This is a genomic window from Pseudomonas amygdali, from assembly GCF_002699855.1.
GTDB classification, from domain to species: Bacteria; Pseudomonadota; Gammaproteobacteria; order Pseudomonadales; family Pseudomonadaceae; genus Aquipseudomonas; species Aquipseudomonas amygdali.
Window position 1 is genome coordinate 1 of sequence record NZ_LKBW01000223.1, and the last position, 17,371, is coordinate 17,371.

Genomic DNA, 17,371 nt, shown 5'->3' on the forward strand with positions numbered 1-17,371 from the left:
TAACGGCCTGAGTCCTGTGGAATTCAGGATGCAGGCCGCCAAGGCAGCGTAAGTGGATAATTGTCCAACCTTCGGGGGGCATACCACTCCGCGTGGGAATGCAGGTCTCGACGCTCTGCGTCGCAAGAGGACGCGGAGCGTCCAGAACGGCATGCGACGCAGAGCGTCGCACGATAATTGTTCATCCACACAGCCTCAACGCCCGGTCTTTTTCCGACCCATGACGTGCGAGAACACCGCATGCAAATCGTCCGAGGCACTGTCCTGGTCGAGGTTGAGCTTGCCGTCGATGTGGTCCATGTGATGCATCATCAACTCGACGGCGAGCGGCGCATCGCGCGCTTCGATAGCGTCGATCAGCTGAGTGTGTTCGTCATAGGAACAATGTGTGCGGTTGCCGGTTTCGTACTGGGCAATGATCAATGAAGTCTGCGATACCAGGCTGCGCTGGAAGCTGATCAGCGGCGCGTTTCTGGCGGCTACGGCCAGTTGCAGATGGAATTCGCCGGAGAGACGGATGCCTGCACCTCGATCACCACGGGCAAAGCTGTCGCGCTCGTCGCTGACCATCTGACGCAGTTCGGCCAGTTGCTCGGCAGTGGCGTGCGCGACTGCCAGTTCAGTGATTGCCTTCTCGACCATGCGCCGGGCAAAAAATACCTGGCGCGCCTCTTCGACGCTGGGGCTGGCGACCACCGCGCCACGATTAGGGCGCAACAGCACCACACCTTCATGCCCCAACCGCGATAGAACGCGACGAATGATGGTGCGGCTGACACCAAAGATCTCGCCCAGCGCCTCTTCACTCAATTTGGTGCCCGGCGCCAGCCGCTGCTCCAGAATGGCATCGAAAATATGCTCGTAAACGACATCGTCCTGAGTAACGCTGCGGCTGGCGCTGGTCGTGCCGCGCGGCTGTTTCTTGAGAGGCAGGGACTGGTCGTTCATGGGCACTCGTGCGCAGATGGATTACGGCGTTGGGACTGGCGCATTGTACACAGGGCAAAACCGGAAACGCGCGCAAAAAAAAGGCCCGCAGTGTGGGGCGGGCAAGAGGCACTCAGCTGCCCCGATACGTCGAGTGGCTGTACGGCGAGATTAACAGCGGTACATGAAAGTGTTCCTGACCTGCATCAATGCCAAAGCGCAGCACCACTTCATCGAGAAAGGCCGGTTCATTCAATACCACGCCTCGCGCACGGTAATAATCGCCAGCCTGAAAGTGCAGTTGATAAACCCCGGACTGATAAGTGTCTCCCTGCAACAGGGGCGCATCGCAACGTCCGTCGCTGTTGGTGACAGCGCTGACAACGTGCAGAAGCTGCTGGCCTTCGACCCGATACAATTCAATACGGATGGCACTGCCTGGGCAACCGTGGGCAGCGTCCAGCACGTGTGTGGTCAATTTCCCCAAAACTTCACTCCTCACATCCGGCGATGGTGAAACAGTGCACCAATGAAGTGCTCTGCATGGTGCGATTGCGACCGATTAAGACACTTTCGCAAAAACCTGTACACAATAAAATCTTCAGCGGATTGCAGCTGACGCCTGTACTGCTCGCCAATCGTCGAATTACCTGAAAAGAAAGGAAGCAAAGGAAAAATATCAGATTTTTTTCGATTAGCTGACCACTCAGGCAGGTTTCTTGCTTTCTTTATTTGAACCGGCACAAATCGGTAACGAAACCTACAGGGTTACAAGCCGAAAATAAAATTGTATACAATCTGCGCGTTGCAGTGCCTTGTCTGCCATTCGCACCGCACCTGGCTTAACGCACATAACGCACAAAAGGAAGCTTGCAGTGAGCGCTGACTACCCACGCGACCTGATCGGTTACGGCAACAACCCGCCTCATCCACGCTGGCCGGGCAACGCGCGCATTGCCTTGTCATTCGTGCTGAATTACGAGGAAGGTGGCGAGCGCAATATTCTGCACGGTGACAAGGAGTCAGAAGCCTTTCTGTCCGAGATGGTTGCTGCGCAGCCATTGCAGGGCCAGCGCAATATGAGCATGGAATCGCTGTATGAATATGGCAGCCGCGCAGGTGTCTGGCGCATTCTCAGGCTGTTCAAGCAGTTCGATATTCCCCTGACCATCTTCGCCGTGGCCATGGCCGCGCAGCGTCACCCCGAGGTGATTCGCGCCATGGTCGCCGAAGGTCACGAAATCTGCAGTCACGGTTATCGCTGGATCGACTATCAGAACATGGATGAAGCCGACGAGCGTGAACACATGCGCCAGGCGATTCAGATCCTCACCGAGATCAGTGGTGAACGGCCGCTGGGCTGGTACACCGGGCGCACCGGGCCCAATACGCGGCGACTGGTGATGGAGGAACGCGGTTTTCTCTATGATTGCGACACCTACGACGATGACCTGCCGTACTGGGAGCCGAACAACCCTACCGGCAAGCCGCATCTGGTCATCCCTTACACGCTGGACACCAACGACATGCGCTTCACCCAGGTGCAGGGCTTCAACAACGGCGAGCAATTCTTTCAATACCTCAAGGACGCGTTCGACGTGCTGTATGCCGAAGGCGAAGACGCACCGAAGATGCTTTCCATCGGTCTGCATTGCCGCCTGATCGGTCGCCCTGCCCGGCTGGCTGCGCTCAAGCGTTTCATTGAGTACGTCAGAGGCCATGAGCAGGTGTGGTTCACCCGACGTGTCGATATCGCCCGCCACTGGCACACTGAACATCCGTTTACCGGCAAGGCAGCGCAATGAGCGAGTTTCAGAAACTGACACCTTCGACCCTCGACAGGGACGCATTCATCGCAGCCTTTGCCGACATCTACGAACACTCACCGTGGGTCGCGCAGCAGGCTTTCGATAAGGGCGCAGGCCCCGAACTGGATCAGGTCGAGGCCCTGCACGCTCGCATGAGCGCGATCCTGCTGGGCGCAACACACGCGCAGCAACTGGCGCTGATCAATGCCCACCCGGACCTGGCCGGAAAGGCTGCCGTTCAGGGTGAGCTGACTCAGGCCAGTACCGATGAGCAGGCAGGCGCCGGTATCCACCACTGCACGCCTGAAGAGTTTCAGCGCTTCACCGAGTTGAACGAGGCTTACAAGGCACGTTTCGGCTTTCCGTTCATCATGGCGGTCAAGGGCAGCGACAGGCACAAAATCCTGGCGGCGTTCGAGCAACGCATCCATCACTCGCCCGAGGCCGAGTTCGCTTGCGCCCTGGCCGAGATCAACAAAATCGCACTGTTTCGTCTACAGGCGCTTTGAGCGTCGCCGTTATCAACCTGTTCAGAAGGCAGACAAGAAGCATGAAAGTTTACGCCGCACCGTTCGAGAAGTTCGTGAACCTGGCCGACGCGCGCCTGGGCACCAAAATCCTTTCGGTCACCGATGACTGGTTCGCAGATGCCAACCGGTTGTTCCAGCCGACCCCGGCGGTCTGGAAAGAAGGCGTGTTCGACGACAACGGCAAGTGGATGGACGGCTGGGAGTCGCGCCGCAAGCGTTTCGAAGGATACGACAGCGCAGTGATCCGCCTCGGTGTAGCTGGCACCATCAAGGGTGTAGACATTGATACCTCGTTTTTCACCGGCAACTTTCCGCCTTCCGCTTCGCTGGAAGCGTGCTTTCTGGCTTCTGGCGAACCCGATGAAAACACCGCCTGGACCGAAGTGCTGCCGTCTGTGGAGCTGCAAGGCAACAGCCATCATTACCACGAGATCACCAACGATCAGGCGTTCAGCCACCTGCGCTTCAATATCTACCCGGACGGCGGCGTAGCGCGCCTGCGGGTCTACGGCGTGCCGCATCGCGACTGGTCGAAAGTCAGCGAGGACGAGCAGATCGATCTGGTGGCGGCACTCAACGGTGGCCGGTCGATTGCCTGCTCGGACGAGCACTACGGCAGCATGAGCAACATCCTCAACCCCGGCCGTGGCGTGAACATGGGCGACGGTTGGGAAACCGCCCGCCGTCGCACACCGGGCAACGACTGGGTGATTGTGGCGCTGGGGCACAAGGGCGAAGTCGAGAAAGTCATTGTCGACACTCTGCACTTCAAGGGCAATTACCCGGACAGCTGCTCGATCCAGGGTGCTTTCGTCAAGGGCGGTGCCGACAGCCAGATCGAAACCCAGAGCCTGTTCTGGCGCGAACTGCTGCCAAGCCAGAAGCTGACCATGCACGCCGAACACGAGTTCGCCGAGCAGATCAACGCCATCGGGCCGATCACCCATATCCGCCTGAACGTATTCCCTGACGGTGGCGTGAGCCGCCTGCGAGTGCTGGGCAAGGTGTCCAGGTAACAACGTGTGAACTCTCGTTCCCACGCTCCGCATCATACACAGGCCTGATTTGGATTCTGGCCGAAGGCTGTAGGAGCGAACTTGTTCGCGAAGGCTTTGTTCCAAACGGTACATCTTCAGAGGGTGTACCGGCCCTTTCGCGAACAAGTTCGCTCCCACGCCCTTCGGGCAGAAGCAGGCGAGAACCGTATTCCAGGCGCGCCAAGTGCGATAAACCCTGAAGCCATTGAAGAAGAATCCGCATGCGCAAACTGATAATCGAGCCACTGACCAAGGAAGCTTTTGCGCCATTCGGTGATGTGATCGAAACCGATGGCAGCGATCATTTCATGATCAATAACGGCTCGACCATGCGCTTTCATCGTCTGGCTGAAGTACAGACCGCGCAACCGGATGACAAGGCGATCATCAGCATATTCCGCGCCGAAGCGCTGCCGATGCCGTTGACCATTGGCATGCTGGAGCGTCACCCGCAGGGCAGCCAGGCCTTCATCCCGCTGCTCGGCAACCCCTTTCTGATCGTGGTCGCACCGGTTGGCGATGTGCCTGAATCAGAGCTGACCCGCGCCTTCGTGTCGAACGGCAGGCAGGGTGTCAATTACCATCGCGGCGTCTGGCACCATCCGGTGCTGACGATCGAAAAGCGGGATGACTTCCTGGTGGTTGATCGCAGTGGCGAAGGCAACAACTGCGACGAGCATTACTTTGCCGAGAGCCAGTTGCTGGTTCTCGATCCCAACCCACTGGAAGGGTAAAAACCGTGCTGGCACATATGATGGAATGGCTGAATCTGGGCGTACGCTGGATTCACATGATTGTGGGCGTGGCCTGGATCGGCGCATCGTTCTACTTTGTCTGGCTGGAGAACAACCTCAACCGCAGCAACCCGCGTGAAGGGTTGTCCGGTGATTTATGGGCGATCCACGGCGGTGGCATTTATCACCTGGAGAAGTACAAGCTCGCGCCGCCGACCATGCCGGAGAATCTGCACTGGTTCAAATGGGAAGCGTATTCAACCTGGCTGTCGGGCGTGGCCCTGTTGTGCGTGGTGTTCTACGCCAATCCGACGTTGTACCTGTTGGCGCCGGGCAGCAGCCTCAGTGGTGCCGAAGGCGTGCACATTGGCCTGGGTTCCTTGTTTGTCGACTGGTTCGTCTACAGTTTTTTGTGCGATTCGCCACTGGGCAAGCGCCCTGCACTGCTGGGCCTGATTCTGTTCCTGCTGCTGGTGGCCGCGGCGTACGGGTTCAGCAAAGTGTTCAGCGGTCGCGGTGCCTATCTGCATGTGGGCGCGATCATGGGCACCATCATGGTCGGCAACGTGTTCCGCATCATCATGCCGGCTCAGCGCGCGCTGGTAGCCGCCATTGTCGAGAACCGCACGCCGGACCCAAGCCTGCCGGCAAAAGGCCTGTTACGTTCACGACACAACAACTACTTCACTCTGCCTGTGCTGTTCATCATGATCAGCAATCACTTTCCGAGCACATACGGCAGTGAGTACAACTGGCTGATTCTGGCGGGCATCGCACTGCTGGCGGTCCTGGTGCGCCACTATTTCAATACAAGACATGACAGCCATCGATTCGCCTGGACCCTGCCGGTCGCTGCGCTGGGCATGCTCTGCCTGGCGTACGTCACCGGCCCTGCGCAACCTCCCGCGAAAATCGTCTATCAACCGCTGCCCGGCACCGCAGTCGGCGGTCATCGGGCCGACGAGAAACCTCCGGAGCCGGTCACCGCGCCGGTCGAGGCCAAGCCTGCCAGTACCGGCGCGGACTTCGCCAAAGTGCATGAAGTGATTCAGCATCGTTGCACGGTGTGCCATTCGGCCACGCCTACCAGTAAGTTGTTCAGCGTTGCGCCTGCGGGAGTGATGTTCGATACGCCAGAACAGATTCAGCAGCAGGCCCCGCGCATCAAGGCGCAGGCCGTCACCTCGCCGATCATGCCGCTGGGCAACATCACCCAGATGACACAGCAGGAACGCGAACTGGTCGGTGCCTGGGTCGATCAAGGCGCACACACTAACTGAGTCCCTCGCTAACCAAGCGCCCCTGAAAAGGGGCGCACTCGCCCCACTTTCGCTCCAGACGCCCTGCGCTGGAGCACTTGAGCCAGACAACGCAAGTCAGTATTCTCCGCCGCCGCTGCAAAACCGGACAACCGCTCCTTGTACGCTGACTTTGACCGAACAGCCAACTAGCTGACTGTACGGTCAGGACTCTGTCGACCCGGAAAAATGACTTGAAACCGACACGTTGATGCCGGTTTGGGGATTACTTCAACTTTTTTCGCTGTTTGGCGCAGCTCTTGCTAACAACACAAAGCTGACCAGACAGACAAATTACTGCAACCACAGACAAGGCGTCATTTAGAGAACGCCAGTCTGAAAAAATCACGATCTACTTCAAGGGACTCACCGCATGAACCGTACGTTTTCCAGCGTGTTACTGGCCAGCAGTCTGCTGGCCGCTGCGCCAGCCATGGCCGGGGATATCTTCCAGTGGCAGAGCAATAGCCTGACCTATCTCAATGGACGAGACTTTGCCGTCAACCCGGCAAACCAGCAGACGTTCACGTTTGAACATGCTGACAGCTGGAAGTACGGCGACAACTTCTTCTTCGTCGACAAGATCTTCTACAACGGTAAGGGAGACGCAACGGCTGGCGATAACACCTATTACGGTGAGTTCTCGCCACGCTTGTCGCTGGGCAAGATATTTGGCCAGAAGTTTGAGTTCGGCCCGATCAGCGATGTGCTGATTGCGGCAACTTACGAATTTGGCGAAGGCGATAACGAGTCTTACCTGATCGGCCCGGCGTTCGATTTGAAGATCCCGGGTTTCGACTACTTCCAGCTGAACTTCTACCAGCGCCAGACCGAAGGCAACCGTCCGGGCGATGGTGTATGGCAGATTACCCCGGTGTGGTCCTACACCATCCCCATGGGCAAATCGGATGTGCTGATCGACGGTTTCATGGACTGGGTAGTGGACAACGACAAGACGTCGCGTGGTACTTACCACTCCAACCTGCACTTCAACCCGCAGATCAAATATGACCTGGGCAAGGCACTGAATTACCCTGAGCGTCAGCTGTACGTCGGTATCGAATACGATTACTGGACCAACAAATACGGCATCAAGGACAGCCGCTCGTTCGACACCGACCAGAATACCGCGAGTTTGCTGGTGAAGGTGTTCTTCTAAGCACGATCCGGTTGTGACGCTCGTTCCCGCGCTCAGCACGGGAACGCATTTCTGAAGCCTCTGCGCCCAACCTTGAGAGGGTGTTGCTGCGCAGATCTGTGACGCGGAGCGTCACGGGATGCATGCCAACGCGGAGCATTGGCACGATATTCAACTCCTGCGCGGCGCCCGCCTCCACTCACTCCCTAGCCGCTTTCCAGACCTTGCCAATCAGCGTCACGACCAACACCAGCACCGCGCCAGCGATAACCCCGGCGACCGCATCGATCAGCGTCGGGACGACCATCGACAGCCCGCCCACAGCACCGGCTGCAGCTTCGGTCACGCCTTCGACCCAATGATGAGCAAACGGCAGACCGTGAACCAGAATCCCGCCGCCGACCATGAACATGGCCGCAGTACCGACAATCGACAGTACCTTCATCAATACCGGCGCAAGCCAGAGCAAAGCACCACCGATTTTCTGCGCCGCAGAGCTTGCAGTCTTTTTCAGGTACAGGCCCAGGTCGTCAAGCTTGACGATACCTGCCACCAGTCCATAGACACCCACGGTAATCAGCACAGCGACAATAACCAGTACACCGACCTGATCCATGAACGGTCGGGCCGACACTACGCCCAGCGCCAGCACGATGATTTCTGCCGAAAGAATGAAGTCGGTGCGAATCGCGCCTTTGATACGGTCCTTTTCGAACGCCACCATGTCCACTGAAGCATCCGTGGCCGCCTGCTTGCGCTGATCATGCTCTTCGCCGGTTTCGGGATGCAGCCATTTATGGGCGATTTTCTCGAAACCTTCAAAGCATAGGAACGCGCCGCCGATCATCAACAAGGGAAGAATCGCCCAGGGCGCGAAGGCGCTGATCAACAGTGCCGCCGGAACCAGGATTGCCTTGTTGAGCAACGAGCCCTTGGCCACGGCCCAGACAACGGGCAGTTCGCGATCGGCTGAAACTCCGGTGACCTGCTGGGCATTGAGCGCCAGATCATCCCCCAGCACACCCGCGGTTTTCTTGGTGGCCAGTGCCACGTCATCCAGCAGGGTGGCAATATCGTCGAGCAGGGTAAGCAAGCTTCCAGCAGCCAAAATAAAAATCCTTGAGCAAGTAAAAAAAGGAAATAGCACTGATTGAATCATGCGCCAGGGTCAATCGTGTGGCAGTCAACAACTCTGACCTTCATCAGACGTGAACGTTTGACGCTGCGTAGTACAAGCAGGCCACGTCGAGCAACCGGTTAAATGGGTAATTAATTGCGTGGTCGACACCACCTGACGCAGTCCCATGAACGAGCGGATCTGTCTGACACCGGGCAAGTACAGCAGCTGTTCGGCATGCAGGCGGTTGAAACTCTGACTGTCTTTGGTGCGCAGCAGCATGAAGTAATCGAACTCGCCGGTGACCACATGAAACTCCATGCAGCCGGACACCTTCTGCGCGGCTTCTTCAAATTGGGCAAATGAATCCGGGGTCGAGCGGTCCAGCACCACACCGATCAGCACCACCATGCCCGAGTCCAGAACGTCACCATTGAGCAACGCCACCACGCCCTTGATAACGCCCGCCTCCTTCAACCGCTCGACGCGCCGCAAACAAGCAGGCGGACTCAGCTTGACCTTCTCGGCGAGTGCCACGTTGGAAATCGAGGCGTCACGTTGCAGGGTCTTGAGAATGGCGCGGTCAATCCTGTCCAGCAGCGGTGCTACATCGCCAGCGGACTTTTTAGTGCGTTCATTTATTGCTTTCATGATGAATTTCACAAAATAAAAGTTTGCATTAGTGGCATGACACTAACGCTGATTTTGCAAATAGACAATTTCTTGCAACCACGATTATTCAGCTATTTCCTATGATAGGAACCACTTCAGGCACACCGTTCAAACGTCGAACTCATTCCTTGCAGGCCTGAATCAACTTATCAACGGAGCCCCGATATGAACCTGAGCAAGTTCAAGCGCTACCCTCTGACCTTCGGCCCCTCGCCCATCACCCCTCTGAAACGCTTGAGCGAGCATCTGGGTGGCAAGGTCGAGTTGTATGCCAAGCGCGAGGATTGCAACAGCGGTCTGGCCTTTGGCGGTAACAAGACCCGCAAACTGGAATACCTGGTGCCGGAAGCCATCGACGGCGGCTACGACACACTGGTGTCGATCGGCGGCATCCAGTCCAACCAGACCCGCCAGGTGGCAGCAGTCGCGGCGCATCTGGGTATGAAATGCGTGCTGGTTCAGGAAAACTGGGTCAACTACTCGGACGCCCTGTACGACCGAGTGGGCAATATCGAGATGTCACGCATCATGGGGGCCGATGTGCGCCTGGATTCGGCAGGCTTCGATATCGGCATTCGGCCGAGCTGGGAAAAGGCCATGGCCGACGTCGAGGAAAGCGGCGGCAAACCGTTTCCGATTCCAGCGGGCTGCTCGGAACACCCTTATGGCGGCCTGGGATTCGTGCGTTTTGCCGATGAGGTGCGCCAGCAGGAAGAGGAACTGGGCTTCAAATTCGACTACATCGTGGTCTGCTCGGTAACCGGCAGTACTCACGCAGGCATGCTGGTGGGATTCGCTGCCGATGGCCGGGCACAGCGTGTGATCGGTATCGACGCGTCGGCCAAACCGGAAAAGACCCGCGCGCAGGTTCTGCGTATCGCTCAGAACACCGCAAAACAGGTAGAGCTGGGCCGCGAAATCACCGCCGAAGACGTGGTGCTCGACACCCGCTACGCCTACCCCGAATACGGCCTGCCGAACGATGGCACCCTTGAAGCCATTCGCCTTTGCGCGCGCCTTGAAGGCGTATTGACCGACCCGGTCTACGAAGGCAAATCCATGCACGGCATGATCGACATGGTGCGCAATGGTGAATTCCCCGAGGGCTCGAAAGTGCTCTACGCACATTTGGGCGGCGTACCAGCGTTGAATGCGTACAGCTTTTTGTTCAAGGATGGTTGAAGCGCCAGCGCTCTGACAGTCGATAGCGCTGCCAACTGCAGCGCTATCGACTAAAGCCGAAAATACTTCTGCAGCGCCTGCGCCAGCAGGCTCACCGCCTCGTCGTTCTGTGACGACGGCGAGCGCAGGAAGACGATTTCGTGCTCGGGAATTTCAGGCAGGTCATCGAGAATCTGCATGGCTTCCGTGACTCCGCTCCGATCAATAAGGCTGATCGCCAGGCCCGCTTCCACACAGGCTTTGATCGCCTGATTGGACGGGCTTTCGAGAACTACACGGATTTTGCGGCCGTTGTCTTTGAGCGACGCCATCATGGCTTCACGATAAGGACATTGCGCTGCGTGAATGGCCAGCGGCAACGGGTCCGCAGGTCCCAGTGCGACGCTGGCCGGCCCGACCCAGACCGGCTTGGTAGATACCAGAAACTGCGTATCAGCACTTGGCTGCCCTTTGGGTTGCGCGATCACTGCTGTCTGCAACTTGCCGCGCGCAACCTGCTCGCGCAGGGTGTAGCTGGGTGCGGTTTTCAATTCCAGCACCACATTGGGCCAGGCCGCAGCGAACACCGGCAGGATGTCGCGGATGACATGAACGGCGTACTCATCCGGAACACCCAGCGTGATGCGCCCAGCCAGATGAGTCCCTTGCAGGTCAGCCAGCACGCGGTCATGGGTGGACAGCAATTCCGTCGTCGAGACCAGCAAACGCTTGCCCAGCGCAGTGAGAGACACTGCCTGGTTGTCCCGATTGAGCAAACGCCCGCCCGCTACCGCCTCAAGCCGCTGGATATGCACACTGACTGCCGCGGGGCTTTTGTGAAGTTGCTCGGCAGCCGCAGAAAACTTCCCTATTCGCGCCACGGCATGAAAAGTACGTATCAGTTCGATATCGAGAATTGCGCTCATGATTCATAAATCCCGAACAACTACTGCACTTAATTTTGATTTATTAGATTACGCTGACTTCGTAACCTGTGTCCATGAATCAGCACCTATCGATTTCTCCGAGCGTAACGCGGCCTGCCTGGCATCAGGCCATTCCCCTTATCTTGCTGGAAGCAGCCCTTGTCCTGACATGGAGCTCGGGTTTCATCGGCGCGCGGTTTTCGCTTGATTACGCACCACCATTGCTGGTGGTGTTCTGGCGTTGTGTGGTGGTCACGTTGATCCTGATGCCTTTCGTCGCCAGGCAACTGAGATCGATACCGCTTGCCACGCTGTTGAAAAATGCGGGAATCGGTCTGCTGGCCATGGCGGGCTACGTGGCAGGCGTTACGCAGGGCATCGCGCTGGGCGTACCTGCGGGACTCGCGGCGCCGTTTGCCGACTTGTTGCCGATGGGCATGGCACTGCTGGCTGCCGCCGTGCTCGGGCAGCGGCTTGTCTGGCAAATCTGGGCGGGGCTGGTGGTCGGTCTGGTCGGCGTGGTGCTGGTCACGTACAGCGCGCTGGCGGTGGGAGATGCGCCATTGTGGGCCTACGGCCTGCCACTGCTGGGCATGTTGTCACTGGCCATCGCGACACTGTGGCAGAAGCGTTCGACCCACATGCAGCCCATGGACCTGCTTCCCAACCTGTGGCTGCAATGTTTTATATCGAGCTTCGCGTTCGCCATCATCCAGGGAACACAGGGCAGCCTGGCCCCCATTCCCAGTACCGGGTTTGCGTTGAGCGTGATCTGGACGGTGGGGCTGGCAACTTTGGGCGGGTACGGACTGTATTGGGTGTGTCTGCGCCGCGCATCAGCCACCCGCGTTGCCAGCGTGCTGTACCTCAGCCCACCGGTGACAATGCTCTGGGCCTGGGTGATGTTCAACGAGCCGCTGTCCTGGCAGATGGCGTCAGGCATGGCGGTGTCGGGTGTCGGTGTGTGGATGGTCGTACGGGCGGAAGCGCGGCAGGTCGCCTCGTGACCGAGTCACAAGGCGCCTGATGCAGGGAAGTTAAATCTTGAAACGCGCCACCATGCTCTGCAAGTCGCTGCCCAGGCGGGCCAGTTCTACAGTCGATGCGGCGCTTTGCTCGGTTGCCGAAGCCGATTGATCGGCAATGTCGCGCACGCTGAGCACGCTGCGGTTGATTTCGTCGGTCACGGCGCTCTGCTGCTCAGCCGCGGCAGAAATCTGCTGGCTCATCTGCTCGATCGTACCGATGGACTGATTGATCTCAACCAGTGCCTGTTCGGCCTGACGAGCCAGCACTACCGTGCCTTCGGTGCGTTGCAGGCTGGCATCCATCAGACCCGATGCAGCACCTGTACCTTTTTGCAACGCCTGAATCAGCGCTTCGATTTCCGTGGTGGAGTTCTGGGTACGCTGAGCCAGCGAACGTACTTCGTCAGCCACCACCGCAAAACCACGGCCCTGCTCACCCGCACGTGCAGCCTCGATGGCCGCGTTGAGCGCCAGCAAGTTGGTTTGTTCGGCAACGGCCTTGATCACGTCAATCACGCTACCGATCTTGCCACTGTCTTCGGTGAGGCGCTGCATGGCTTCGCCCAGCTGTTTCACTTCACCGGCCAATTGGCCGATTTCGCGAGTAGCGTGCTGCACCACACTGCTACCGTGAGCGGCACGTTCGCTGGCCTGTTTGGCCGCCAGCGAAGCGTCTTCGGTGTTGCGTGCTACTTCCTGCACGGTCGACGCCATTTCGTTCATGGCGGTGGCAACCTGGTCGACTTCGTTTTTTTGCAACGTGACGCCGGCACTGGTCTGTTCGCTGACAGCAGACAACTGTTCGGCTGCCGTGGCGATCTGCGTCACACCGTTGCCAATGCCGCCGATCAGGCCGCGCAGAGAAACCGTCATGTGCTGAATGGTGTTCTGCAACAGGCCCAGTTCGTCCTGGCGGGTGGTGCTGCTGTCATGGGTCAGATCGCCGTCGGCAATCCGGCGCGCCGCAATTACGGTGCTGTTCAACGGCACGGTAATCTGACGTGTGATCAGGAACGCAGCAAAGATGCCGACCAGCAGCACGACCAGCGCTACGCTCAGCAATTGCACCACAGCGGTTTGTTGTTCCTTCTTGGCACTGATGACCTGCAACGCCGCCAGATCATCGGCACGGGCAGCGGTCGCTATGGATTGCTGTTGCAGATCGGTACGGACTTGCTCGGTCTGCTGCAGCATGTCCGAAATCGACGACATCAGGACCTTGTATTGTTTCAACGCCACCAGCGCGGCATCCACTGCAGCATTTGCCTCGACAGGCAATTGGCTGCGAGCGGCGTCCACTTGTGCGATCAGGGCGTCGGCGGCCTTATAGGTGGCCTGACGGTTGTCGGCATTCGGAACGCTCAGGTAGCGGCGAAACACCAGACGGAAATTGGTCATGCCGTTACGCAGGTCGCCAGCGATCTTGACCTGCCTGATGCCGGTTTCATTCGGCAAACGCAAGGTGTCGTCAATGGTCTTGTTCAGCAGATTCTCAAAGGTCGCGCTGACGTCATCGGAAACCTTGATGATCGGTTTCAACGCCTCGTCGACTTTCTGATTGATGCCGACCAATTGGTCGAACGTCTGCTTCAGACCGCCCACCTGCTCCTTGATCTCGCGCAGCTTGGCCAGGTTGCTCGATATCACGAACACCTGCAGGCCCTGATCGACACTGCGGCTCAAGGTATCCAGCGCGCTGGCGTAGTTCTGCACACCCGCAGCGGTAGGGCCGGTCGCATAGGCTTGCGCAGCAATCCGGGCATTCAGAACGTCAGCCTTGATCTCGGCGACCTTGCTGCTTTTGCCCATGCGCTCGATCAGCAGGTTGGTGCTGGAGTAACCGATGGCGGTAACGGTCAGCACGCCCAGCAAAATAGCGGCAAAGCCCAGTCCGAGCTTCTTGCTGACTTTCAGATTGTCCAACCATTTTGCGCTCATTACGTGTGTGCCTTTGATTTTTCGGGATGCACGTGAATCGGCGCTTAGTCAGGTAACTTTATAGTTAGCGTGATAACAATTAGCTTGCAAGATAATGGAAAAAACCACATAGACCCCGTTTCACGTGGCCTTCAGCCTTTATTAATATTTATTTAGCTTTGCTCGGAGGGCTTGTTTCCGATGACTGGTGAAGGGCTGTGGAACTGAATAACGTCAGGTGTGCAAAAAACCATCGGCGTCATCTTGCTGACCAGAGAAACGTGCCCGTAACGGCGCTAGGCAAGTATTTCAGGTACAGATAAAGCACCGTCAGATATCCCCGTTGGTGAAATGGACATCCACACGGATATTTGCCGGTTCATTGATCGCCGCCAGATACTCGTCCACGGTGATCTCTCCAACGCACGCCCGTGCGCCTGGCTGCGGCCGGTAGCCTCTGGCCATTTTGGCGCTCAGGGCGACGGCGGCGCAGCCGGGAATCTCCGGTCCCTTGTCATTCAGCGCGGTCAGTTGCGCACGCATGTGCAGCGGCCGGCCGTCGAGGTCTACGCCGTCGACATCGATGTACATCGCGCTTTTTCGATCCCCCCATTGTTCAAAGCGAGTCCCCCAGCGGTGCAGGCGTGCGGCCCATGGCGCTGGATCGCGCACCAGCCCGCAATTGATCGCCAATGCCAGCAGCCAGGTGGCGATGCCGCCAGCCTTGAGCCCGGAACCCGCCTTGAAGCTCAGGTTCTGCGCAGCGTAGCGCGTGGCGAATACGTCGATGTCGGGGGCGTCGACATTGGCCAGCAGCCGTGTGCCCATGCCGGGCATTCGGCGCAGGGTCAGGTCCATCCAGCCGGGCACTTCGTATACCTGGCCGTTCCGCAGCTGCCGGATCGGCCGACCGGCATAGGCCAGAACGCCGCGCACGGTCGACAACCCGGGCATTTTTGCGCCCGAGGAGATGCCATGTTCTATGGAATCGATGCGCAGAAAACGCTGACGATGCTGATCGATGATGGCTGCCGAAAGCGTCGGCACCGAGCTGCATCCGCTCAGCACGCAGACGCCCGCCTCACGCGCCAGGGCATCCAGAGTAGCGATACCGGAGACGAAGGTCCGGCAATCCGACAGGTCGCAATAATTCACACCCGCCGCGATGCAATGCCGGGCCACGGCATACGACTGCCCCTGAAAAGGCCCCGCCGTATGGATAACCAGATCAATGCCCAGCGCGCGAAGTTGGCTGCCAGCGCCGTCCTGCATGATATCCACGCACCAGCTCTCGCAATATTTGCCACCCTGTGTTTGCAGCTCAGCGACTTTTTCCGCCAGCTTGCGGCTGTCACGGCCGGAAATGACCAGTTCAATGTCCGGCATCATCACCAGATGATTGCAGATAAGGCTGCCGAAGTTACCGTAGCCACCAATGACCAGTACGCGAAGTGCCATTTACTCGTCCCTGAAATGCTGAAGGGTATGACCATGCCTTGCTGCTCAGCGATTGCCGCGAGCGATGGCGATGAAATGCGCGTGCATTATTGATCATTGGCCGAATGCCGAGTACAAAACCCTGTGCCTTTTTGATCGTGCAAGGAGCAACGGATGCTGAAACTACACACCGAACGGCTTTATCTGCGGACCCTGTTCGCCAGTGACTGGCCGTTGTTTCTGAGGCTGCACTCCGAGCCTCAGACGATGCAGTACGTCTTCGGGGAAATCGAAGAAGCACAAGTTCGCAAAGGCTTTGATCATCGCCTCCCGGTGTGGACGCCAGAGTCCGATCACTGGCTGTGCCTGGTGGTCGTCGCCAAGCAGAGCGGCGTGGAGCTAGGGGTCAGCGGCTTTCGCATCATGTCGCCAGGGCATGCCGAAGTGGGCTGTCTGTTGCTGCCGGAACATCAAGGCAAAGGCTTCGGCACAGAATCCCGCCGGGCAATCATCGACTACGCTGCCGCCATCGGCCTCGATTCACTGGAATCGACCGTGACCGATGGCAACATTGCCTCCTGCAAGGTGCTGGAGAAATGCGGTTTCTCTTTCGAACGCCGCGTCCCGCATGCCTATCAGATCGGCGATCAATGGTTCGATGACCTGAAATACCACCTGCGGCTGAGGTGATAAGCCCGCAGCCGGGCGTTCGCCAGGCTGCGGCAAGCGGCGGCTCAGGCTTTGGGCCGCCCTCCAAGAATCGTCACCCGCTCGCCATAGCGCGAGTGTGGAAAGTAATCCCACACCGCGTGGTGCTGAGTGCAGCGGTTATCCCAGAACACCAGCGTGTTCGGTTCCCAGCGCACGCGGCAACTGAGGCAGGGTTCGCGGGCGATCAGATCGAACAGCATATTCAGCACGGTGCGGCTCTCGCCGGGCGAGAGTTGCACGATATGCGAGGTGAACCCGGAATTCACGAATAGGCTGCGGCGCCCGGTTTCAGGGTGACGAACCACCACCGGGTGTTCGCTTTTCGGAAGGTTGGCGGGCGGCTGATAGCCTTTCCACGGAATCTCGCCATCGTGAATGGCTGTCAGCCCGCCGAGAAACTGCTGCATCGCCGGCGAGAGCATTTCAATGGCCAGGTGCATGTTGGCAAACAGTGTGTCGCCGCCGGTGCCGATGGCGGGGGTTTCCTTGACGTACAGCATCGAGCCCATCGACGGCTCTAGATCAGCGGTGCCGTCGGTGTGCCATAGCTCGCCCGCAGCGAAACGCGATTGCGCGTTGGCGCGCACCACGACCAGTTCCGGGTCATCGCCATCGATGCTGTCCACCGGCAAGGCGCGCAACGGACCAAACAGTCGGCCGAACGCCTTGTGCTGTTCGACCGTCAGGTGCTGATCGCGAAACACCAGCACATGATTTTCCAGAAAGGCCCGGCGGATTTCCATCAACTGCTCCGCACTGGGTGGCTGCGACAGATCGACACCGCTGACCTCGGCACCGATGATCGGTGTCAGGCGGTCGACCGTGATGCTCTGATACGGCGCACGCACGGCGCCTGCGATGCCTTCTATGGCCTTGAGTGCCATTTGATCCATGATCCCTCACCTTCAGGTTGTTGGCATGGCCGATCAC

At 58.4% G+C, this 17,371-nt stretch carries 16 protein-coding genes and 2 pseudogenes; 9 read left to right on the forward strand and 9 right to left on the reverse strand.

Annotated elements, in window-relative coordinates; translation table 11 throughout:
* Window positions 1-195: 195 nt before the first annotated feature.
* Window positions 196-948: a GntR family transcriptional regulator gene (locus tag AO277_RS14540; RefSeq protein WP_044317471.1), complete on the reverse strand. Its 753-nt coding sequence runs from the start codon at window positions 946-948 to the stop codon at window positions 196-198.
* Between the two features lie 112 nt (window positions 949-1,060).
* On the reverse strand, window positions 1,061-1,414 hold the full coding sequence (gene uraH, locus AO277_RS14545; RefSeq protein WP_044317472.1) for a hydroxyisourate hydrolase: 354 nt from the start codon (window positions 1,412-1,414) through the stop codon (window positions 1,061-1,063).
* 388 nt (window positions 1,415-1,802) lie between these two features.
* Between uraH and puuE the strand changes: the two genes are divergently transcribed.
* The 6 genes from puuE to AO277_RS14575 all read left to right on the forward strand — a co-directional run bounded on the left by puuE (window position 1,803) and on the right by AO277_RS14575 (window position 7,493).
* Window positions 1,803-2,732, forward strand: a complete 930-nt coding sequence (puuE, locus tag AO277_RS14550; protein WP_044317473.1) for an allantoinase PuuE — start codon at window positions 1,803-1,805, stop codon at window positions 2,730-2,732.
* On the forward strand, window positions 2,729-3,244 hold the full coding sequence (gene uraD / locus AO277_RS14555; RefSeq protein ID WP_044317474.1) for a 2-oxo-4-hydroxy-4-carboxy-5-ureidoimidazoline decarboxylase: 516 nt from the start codon (window positions 2,729-2,731) through the stop codon (window positions 3,242-3,244). The genes puuE and uraD overlap by 4 nt, the downstream gene beginning before the upstream one ends.
* 41 nt (window positions 3,245-3,285) lie before the next feature.
* Window positions 3,286-4,281, forward strand: a complete 996-nt coding sequence (gene alc / locus AO277_RS14560; protein WP_044317475.1) for an allantoicase — start codon at window positions 3,286-3,288, stop codon at window positions 4,279-4,281.
* Window positions 4,282-4,523: 242 nt separating this feature from the next.
* The gene (locus AO277_RS14565) at window positions 4,524-5,036 is read left to right on the forward strand and encodes an ureidoglycolate lyase (protein ID WP_002552798.1); all 513 of its coding nucleotides are present in this window, start codon (window positions 4,524-4,526) and stop codon (window positions 5,034-5,036) included.
* 5 nt (window positions 5,037-5,041) lie between these two features.
* Window positions 5,042-6,316, forward strand: coding sequence for a urate hydroxylase PuuD (locus AO277_RS14570; RefSeq protein WP_044317476.1), 1,275 nt, complete (start codon window positions 5,042-5,044; stop codon window positions 6,314-6,316).
* 391 nt (window positions 6,317-6,707) lie between these two features.
* On the forward strand, window positions 6,708-7,493 hold the full coding sequence (locus AO277_RS14575) for an outer membrane protein OmpK (RefSeq protein WP_002552796.1): 786 nt from the start codon (window positions 6,708-6,710) through the stop codon (window positions 7,491-7,493).
* 178 nt (window positions 7,494-7,671) lie between these two features.
* On the opposite strand, the gene AO277_RS14580 is transcribed toward AO277_RS14575, so the two are convergent.
* Window positions 7,672-8,580, reverse strand: coding sequence for a DUF808 domain-containing protein (locus tag AO277_RS14580; protein WP_005744311.1), 909 nt, complete (start codon window positions 8,578-8,580; stop codon window positions 7,672-7,674).
* 162 nt (window positions 8,581-8,742) lie between these two features.
* Window positions 8,743-9,240, reverse strand: a pseudogene (locus AO277_RS14585) (Lrp/AsnC family transcriptional regulator); the annotation flags it as partial.
* Window positions 9,241-9,426: 186 nt separating this feature from the next.
* Here AO277_RS14585 and AO277_RS14590 point away from each other — a divergent pair.
* Window positions 9,427-10,443: a 1-aminocyclopropane-1-carboxylate deaminase gene (locus AO277_RS14590; RefSeq protein WP_044317477.1), complete on the forward strand. Its 1,017-nt coding sequence runs from the start codon at window positions 9,427-9,429 to the stop codon at window positions 10,441-10,443.
* Between the two features lie 50 nt (window positions 10,444-10,493).
* Here AO277_RS14590 and AO277_RS14595 read toward each other — a convergent pair whose 3' ends face one another.
* Window positions 10,494-11,348 carry a LysR family transcriptional regulator gene (locus tag AO277_RS14595; protein ID WP_004658390.1) on the reverse strand — a complete coding sequence of 285 codons (855 nt, stop codon included), beginning with the start codon at window positions 11,346-11,348 and terminating at the stop codon, window positions 10,494-10,496.
* A 74-nt stretch (window positions 11,349-11,422) separates the two neighbouring features.
* On the opposite strand from AO277_RS14595, the gene AO277_RS14600 reads away from it, so the two are divergent.
* Window positions 11,423-12,355 carry a DMT family transporter gene (locus AO277_RS14600; protein WP_044317478.1) on the forward strand — a complete coding sequence of 311 codons (933 nt, stop codon included), beginning with the start codon at window positions 11,423-11,425 and terminating at the stop codon, window positions 12,353-12,355.
* 30 nt (window positions 12,356-12,385) lie between these two features.
* Here the strand turns inward: AO277_RS14600 and AO277_RS29730 are convergent, their stop codons facing one another.
* The 3 genes and pseudogenes from AO277_RS29730 to AO277_RS14610 form a co-directional block, all read right to left on the reverse strand.
* A complete protein-coding gene (locus tag AO277_RS29730; protein ID WP_371411883.1) occupies window positions 12,386-13,249 on the reverse strand; it encodes a methyl-accepting chemotaxis protein in 864 nt (287 codons plus the stop codon).
* Window positions 13,250-13,291: 42 nt separating this feature from the next.
* Window positions 13,292-14,314, reverse strand: a pseudogene (locus AO277_RS29735) (methyl-accepting chemotaxis protein); the annotation flags it as partial.
* A 309-nt stretch (window positions 14,315-14,623) separates the two neighbouring features.
* Window positions 14,624-15,751 carry a saccharopine dehydrogenase family protein gene (locus AO277_RS14610; protein WP_044317480.1) on the reverse strand — a complete coding sequence of 376 codons (1,128 nt, stop codon included), beginning with the start codon at window positions 15,749-15,751 and terminating at the stop codon, window positions 14,624-14,626.
* 153 nt (window positions 15,752-15,904) lie between these two features.
* Here AO277_RS14610 and AO277_RS14615 point away from each other — a divergent pair, with 153 nt between their 5' ends.
* Entirely contained in the window at window positions 15,905-16,420 is a 516-nt protein-coding gene (locus AO277_RS14615) for a GNAT family N-acetyltransferase (RefSeq protein WP_044317481.1), read from the forward strand.
* 44 nt (window positions 16,421-16,464) lie between these two features.
* Here the strand turns inward: AO277_RS14615 and AO277_RS14620 are convergent, their stop codons facing one another.
* Window positions 16,465-17,334: a TauD/TfdA dioxygenase family protein gene (locus AO277_RS14620; protein WP_044317482.1), complete on the reverse strand. Its 870-nt coding sequence runs from the start codon at window positions 17,332-17,334 to the stop codon at window positions 16,465-16,467.
* Window positions 17,335-17,371 lie beyond the last annotated feature (37 nt).

What these genes read in the sequence shown, in the direction of transcription:
- AO277_RS14620 (WP_044317482.1), bottom strand. Translation starts at nt 17,334, where the DNA reads ATGGATCAAATGGCACTCAAGGCCATAGAAGGCATCGCAGGCGCCGTG.
- AO277_RS14595 (WP_004658390.1), bottom strand. Translation starts at nt 11,348, where the DNA reads ATGAGCGCAATTCTCGATATCGAACTGATACGTACTTTTCATGCCGTG.
- AO277_RS14600 (WP_044317478.1), top strand. Translation starts at nt 11,423, where the DNA reads ATGAATCAGCACCTATCGATTTCTCCGAGCGTAACGCGGCCTGCCTGG.
- AO277_RS14610 (WP_044317480.1), bottom strand. Translation starts at nt 15,751, where the DNA reads ATGGCACTTCGCGTACTGGTCATTGGTGGCTACGGTAACTTCGGCAGC.
- AO277_RS14540 (WP_044317471.1), bottom strand. Translation starts at nt 948, where the DNA reads ATGAACGACCAGTCCCTGCCTCTCAAGAAACAGCCGCGCGGCACGACC.
- AO277_RS14565 (WP_002552798.1), top strand. Translation starts at nt 4,524, where the DNA reads ATGCGCAAACTGATAATCGAGCCACTGACCAAGGAAGCTTTTGCGCCA.
- AO277_RS29730 (WP_371411883.1), bottom strand. Translation starts at nt 13,249, where the DNA reads ATGACGGTTTCTCTGCGCGGCCTGATCGGCGGCATTGGCAACGGTGTG.
- AO277_RS14575 (WP_002552796.1), top strand. Translation starts at nt 6,708, where the DNA reads ATGAACCGTACGTTTTCCAGCGTGTTACTGGCCAGCAGTCTGCTGGCC.
- AO277_RS14615 (WP_044317481.1), top strand. Translation starts at nt 15,905, where the DNA reads ATGCTGAAACTACACACCGAACGGCTTTATCTGCGGACCCTGTTCGCC.
- uraD (WP_044317474.1), top strand. Translation starts at nt 2,729, where the DNA reads ATGAGCGAGTTTCAGAAACTGACACCTTCGACCCTCGACAGGGACGCA.
- alc (WP_044317475.1), top strand. Translation starts at nt 3,286, where the DNA reads ATGAAAGTTTACGCCGCACCGTTCGAGAAGTTCGTGAACCTGGCCGAC.
- AO277_RS14590 (WP_044317477.1), top strand. Translation starts at nt 9,427, where the DNA reads ATGAACCTGAGCAAGTTCAAGCGCTACCCTCTGACCTTCGGCCCCTCG.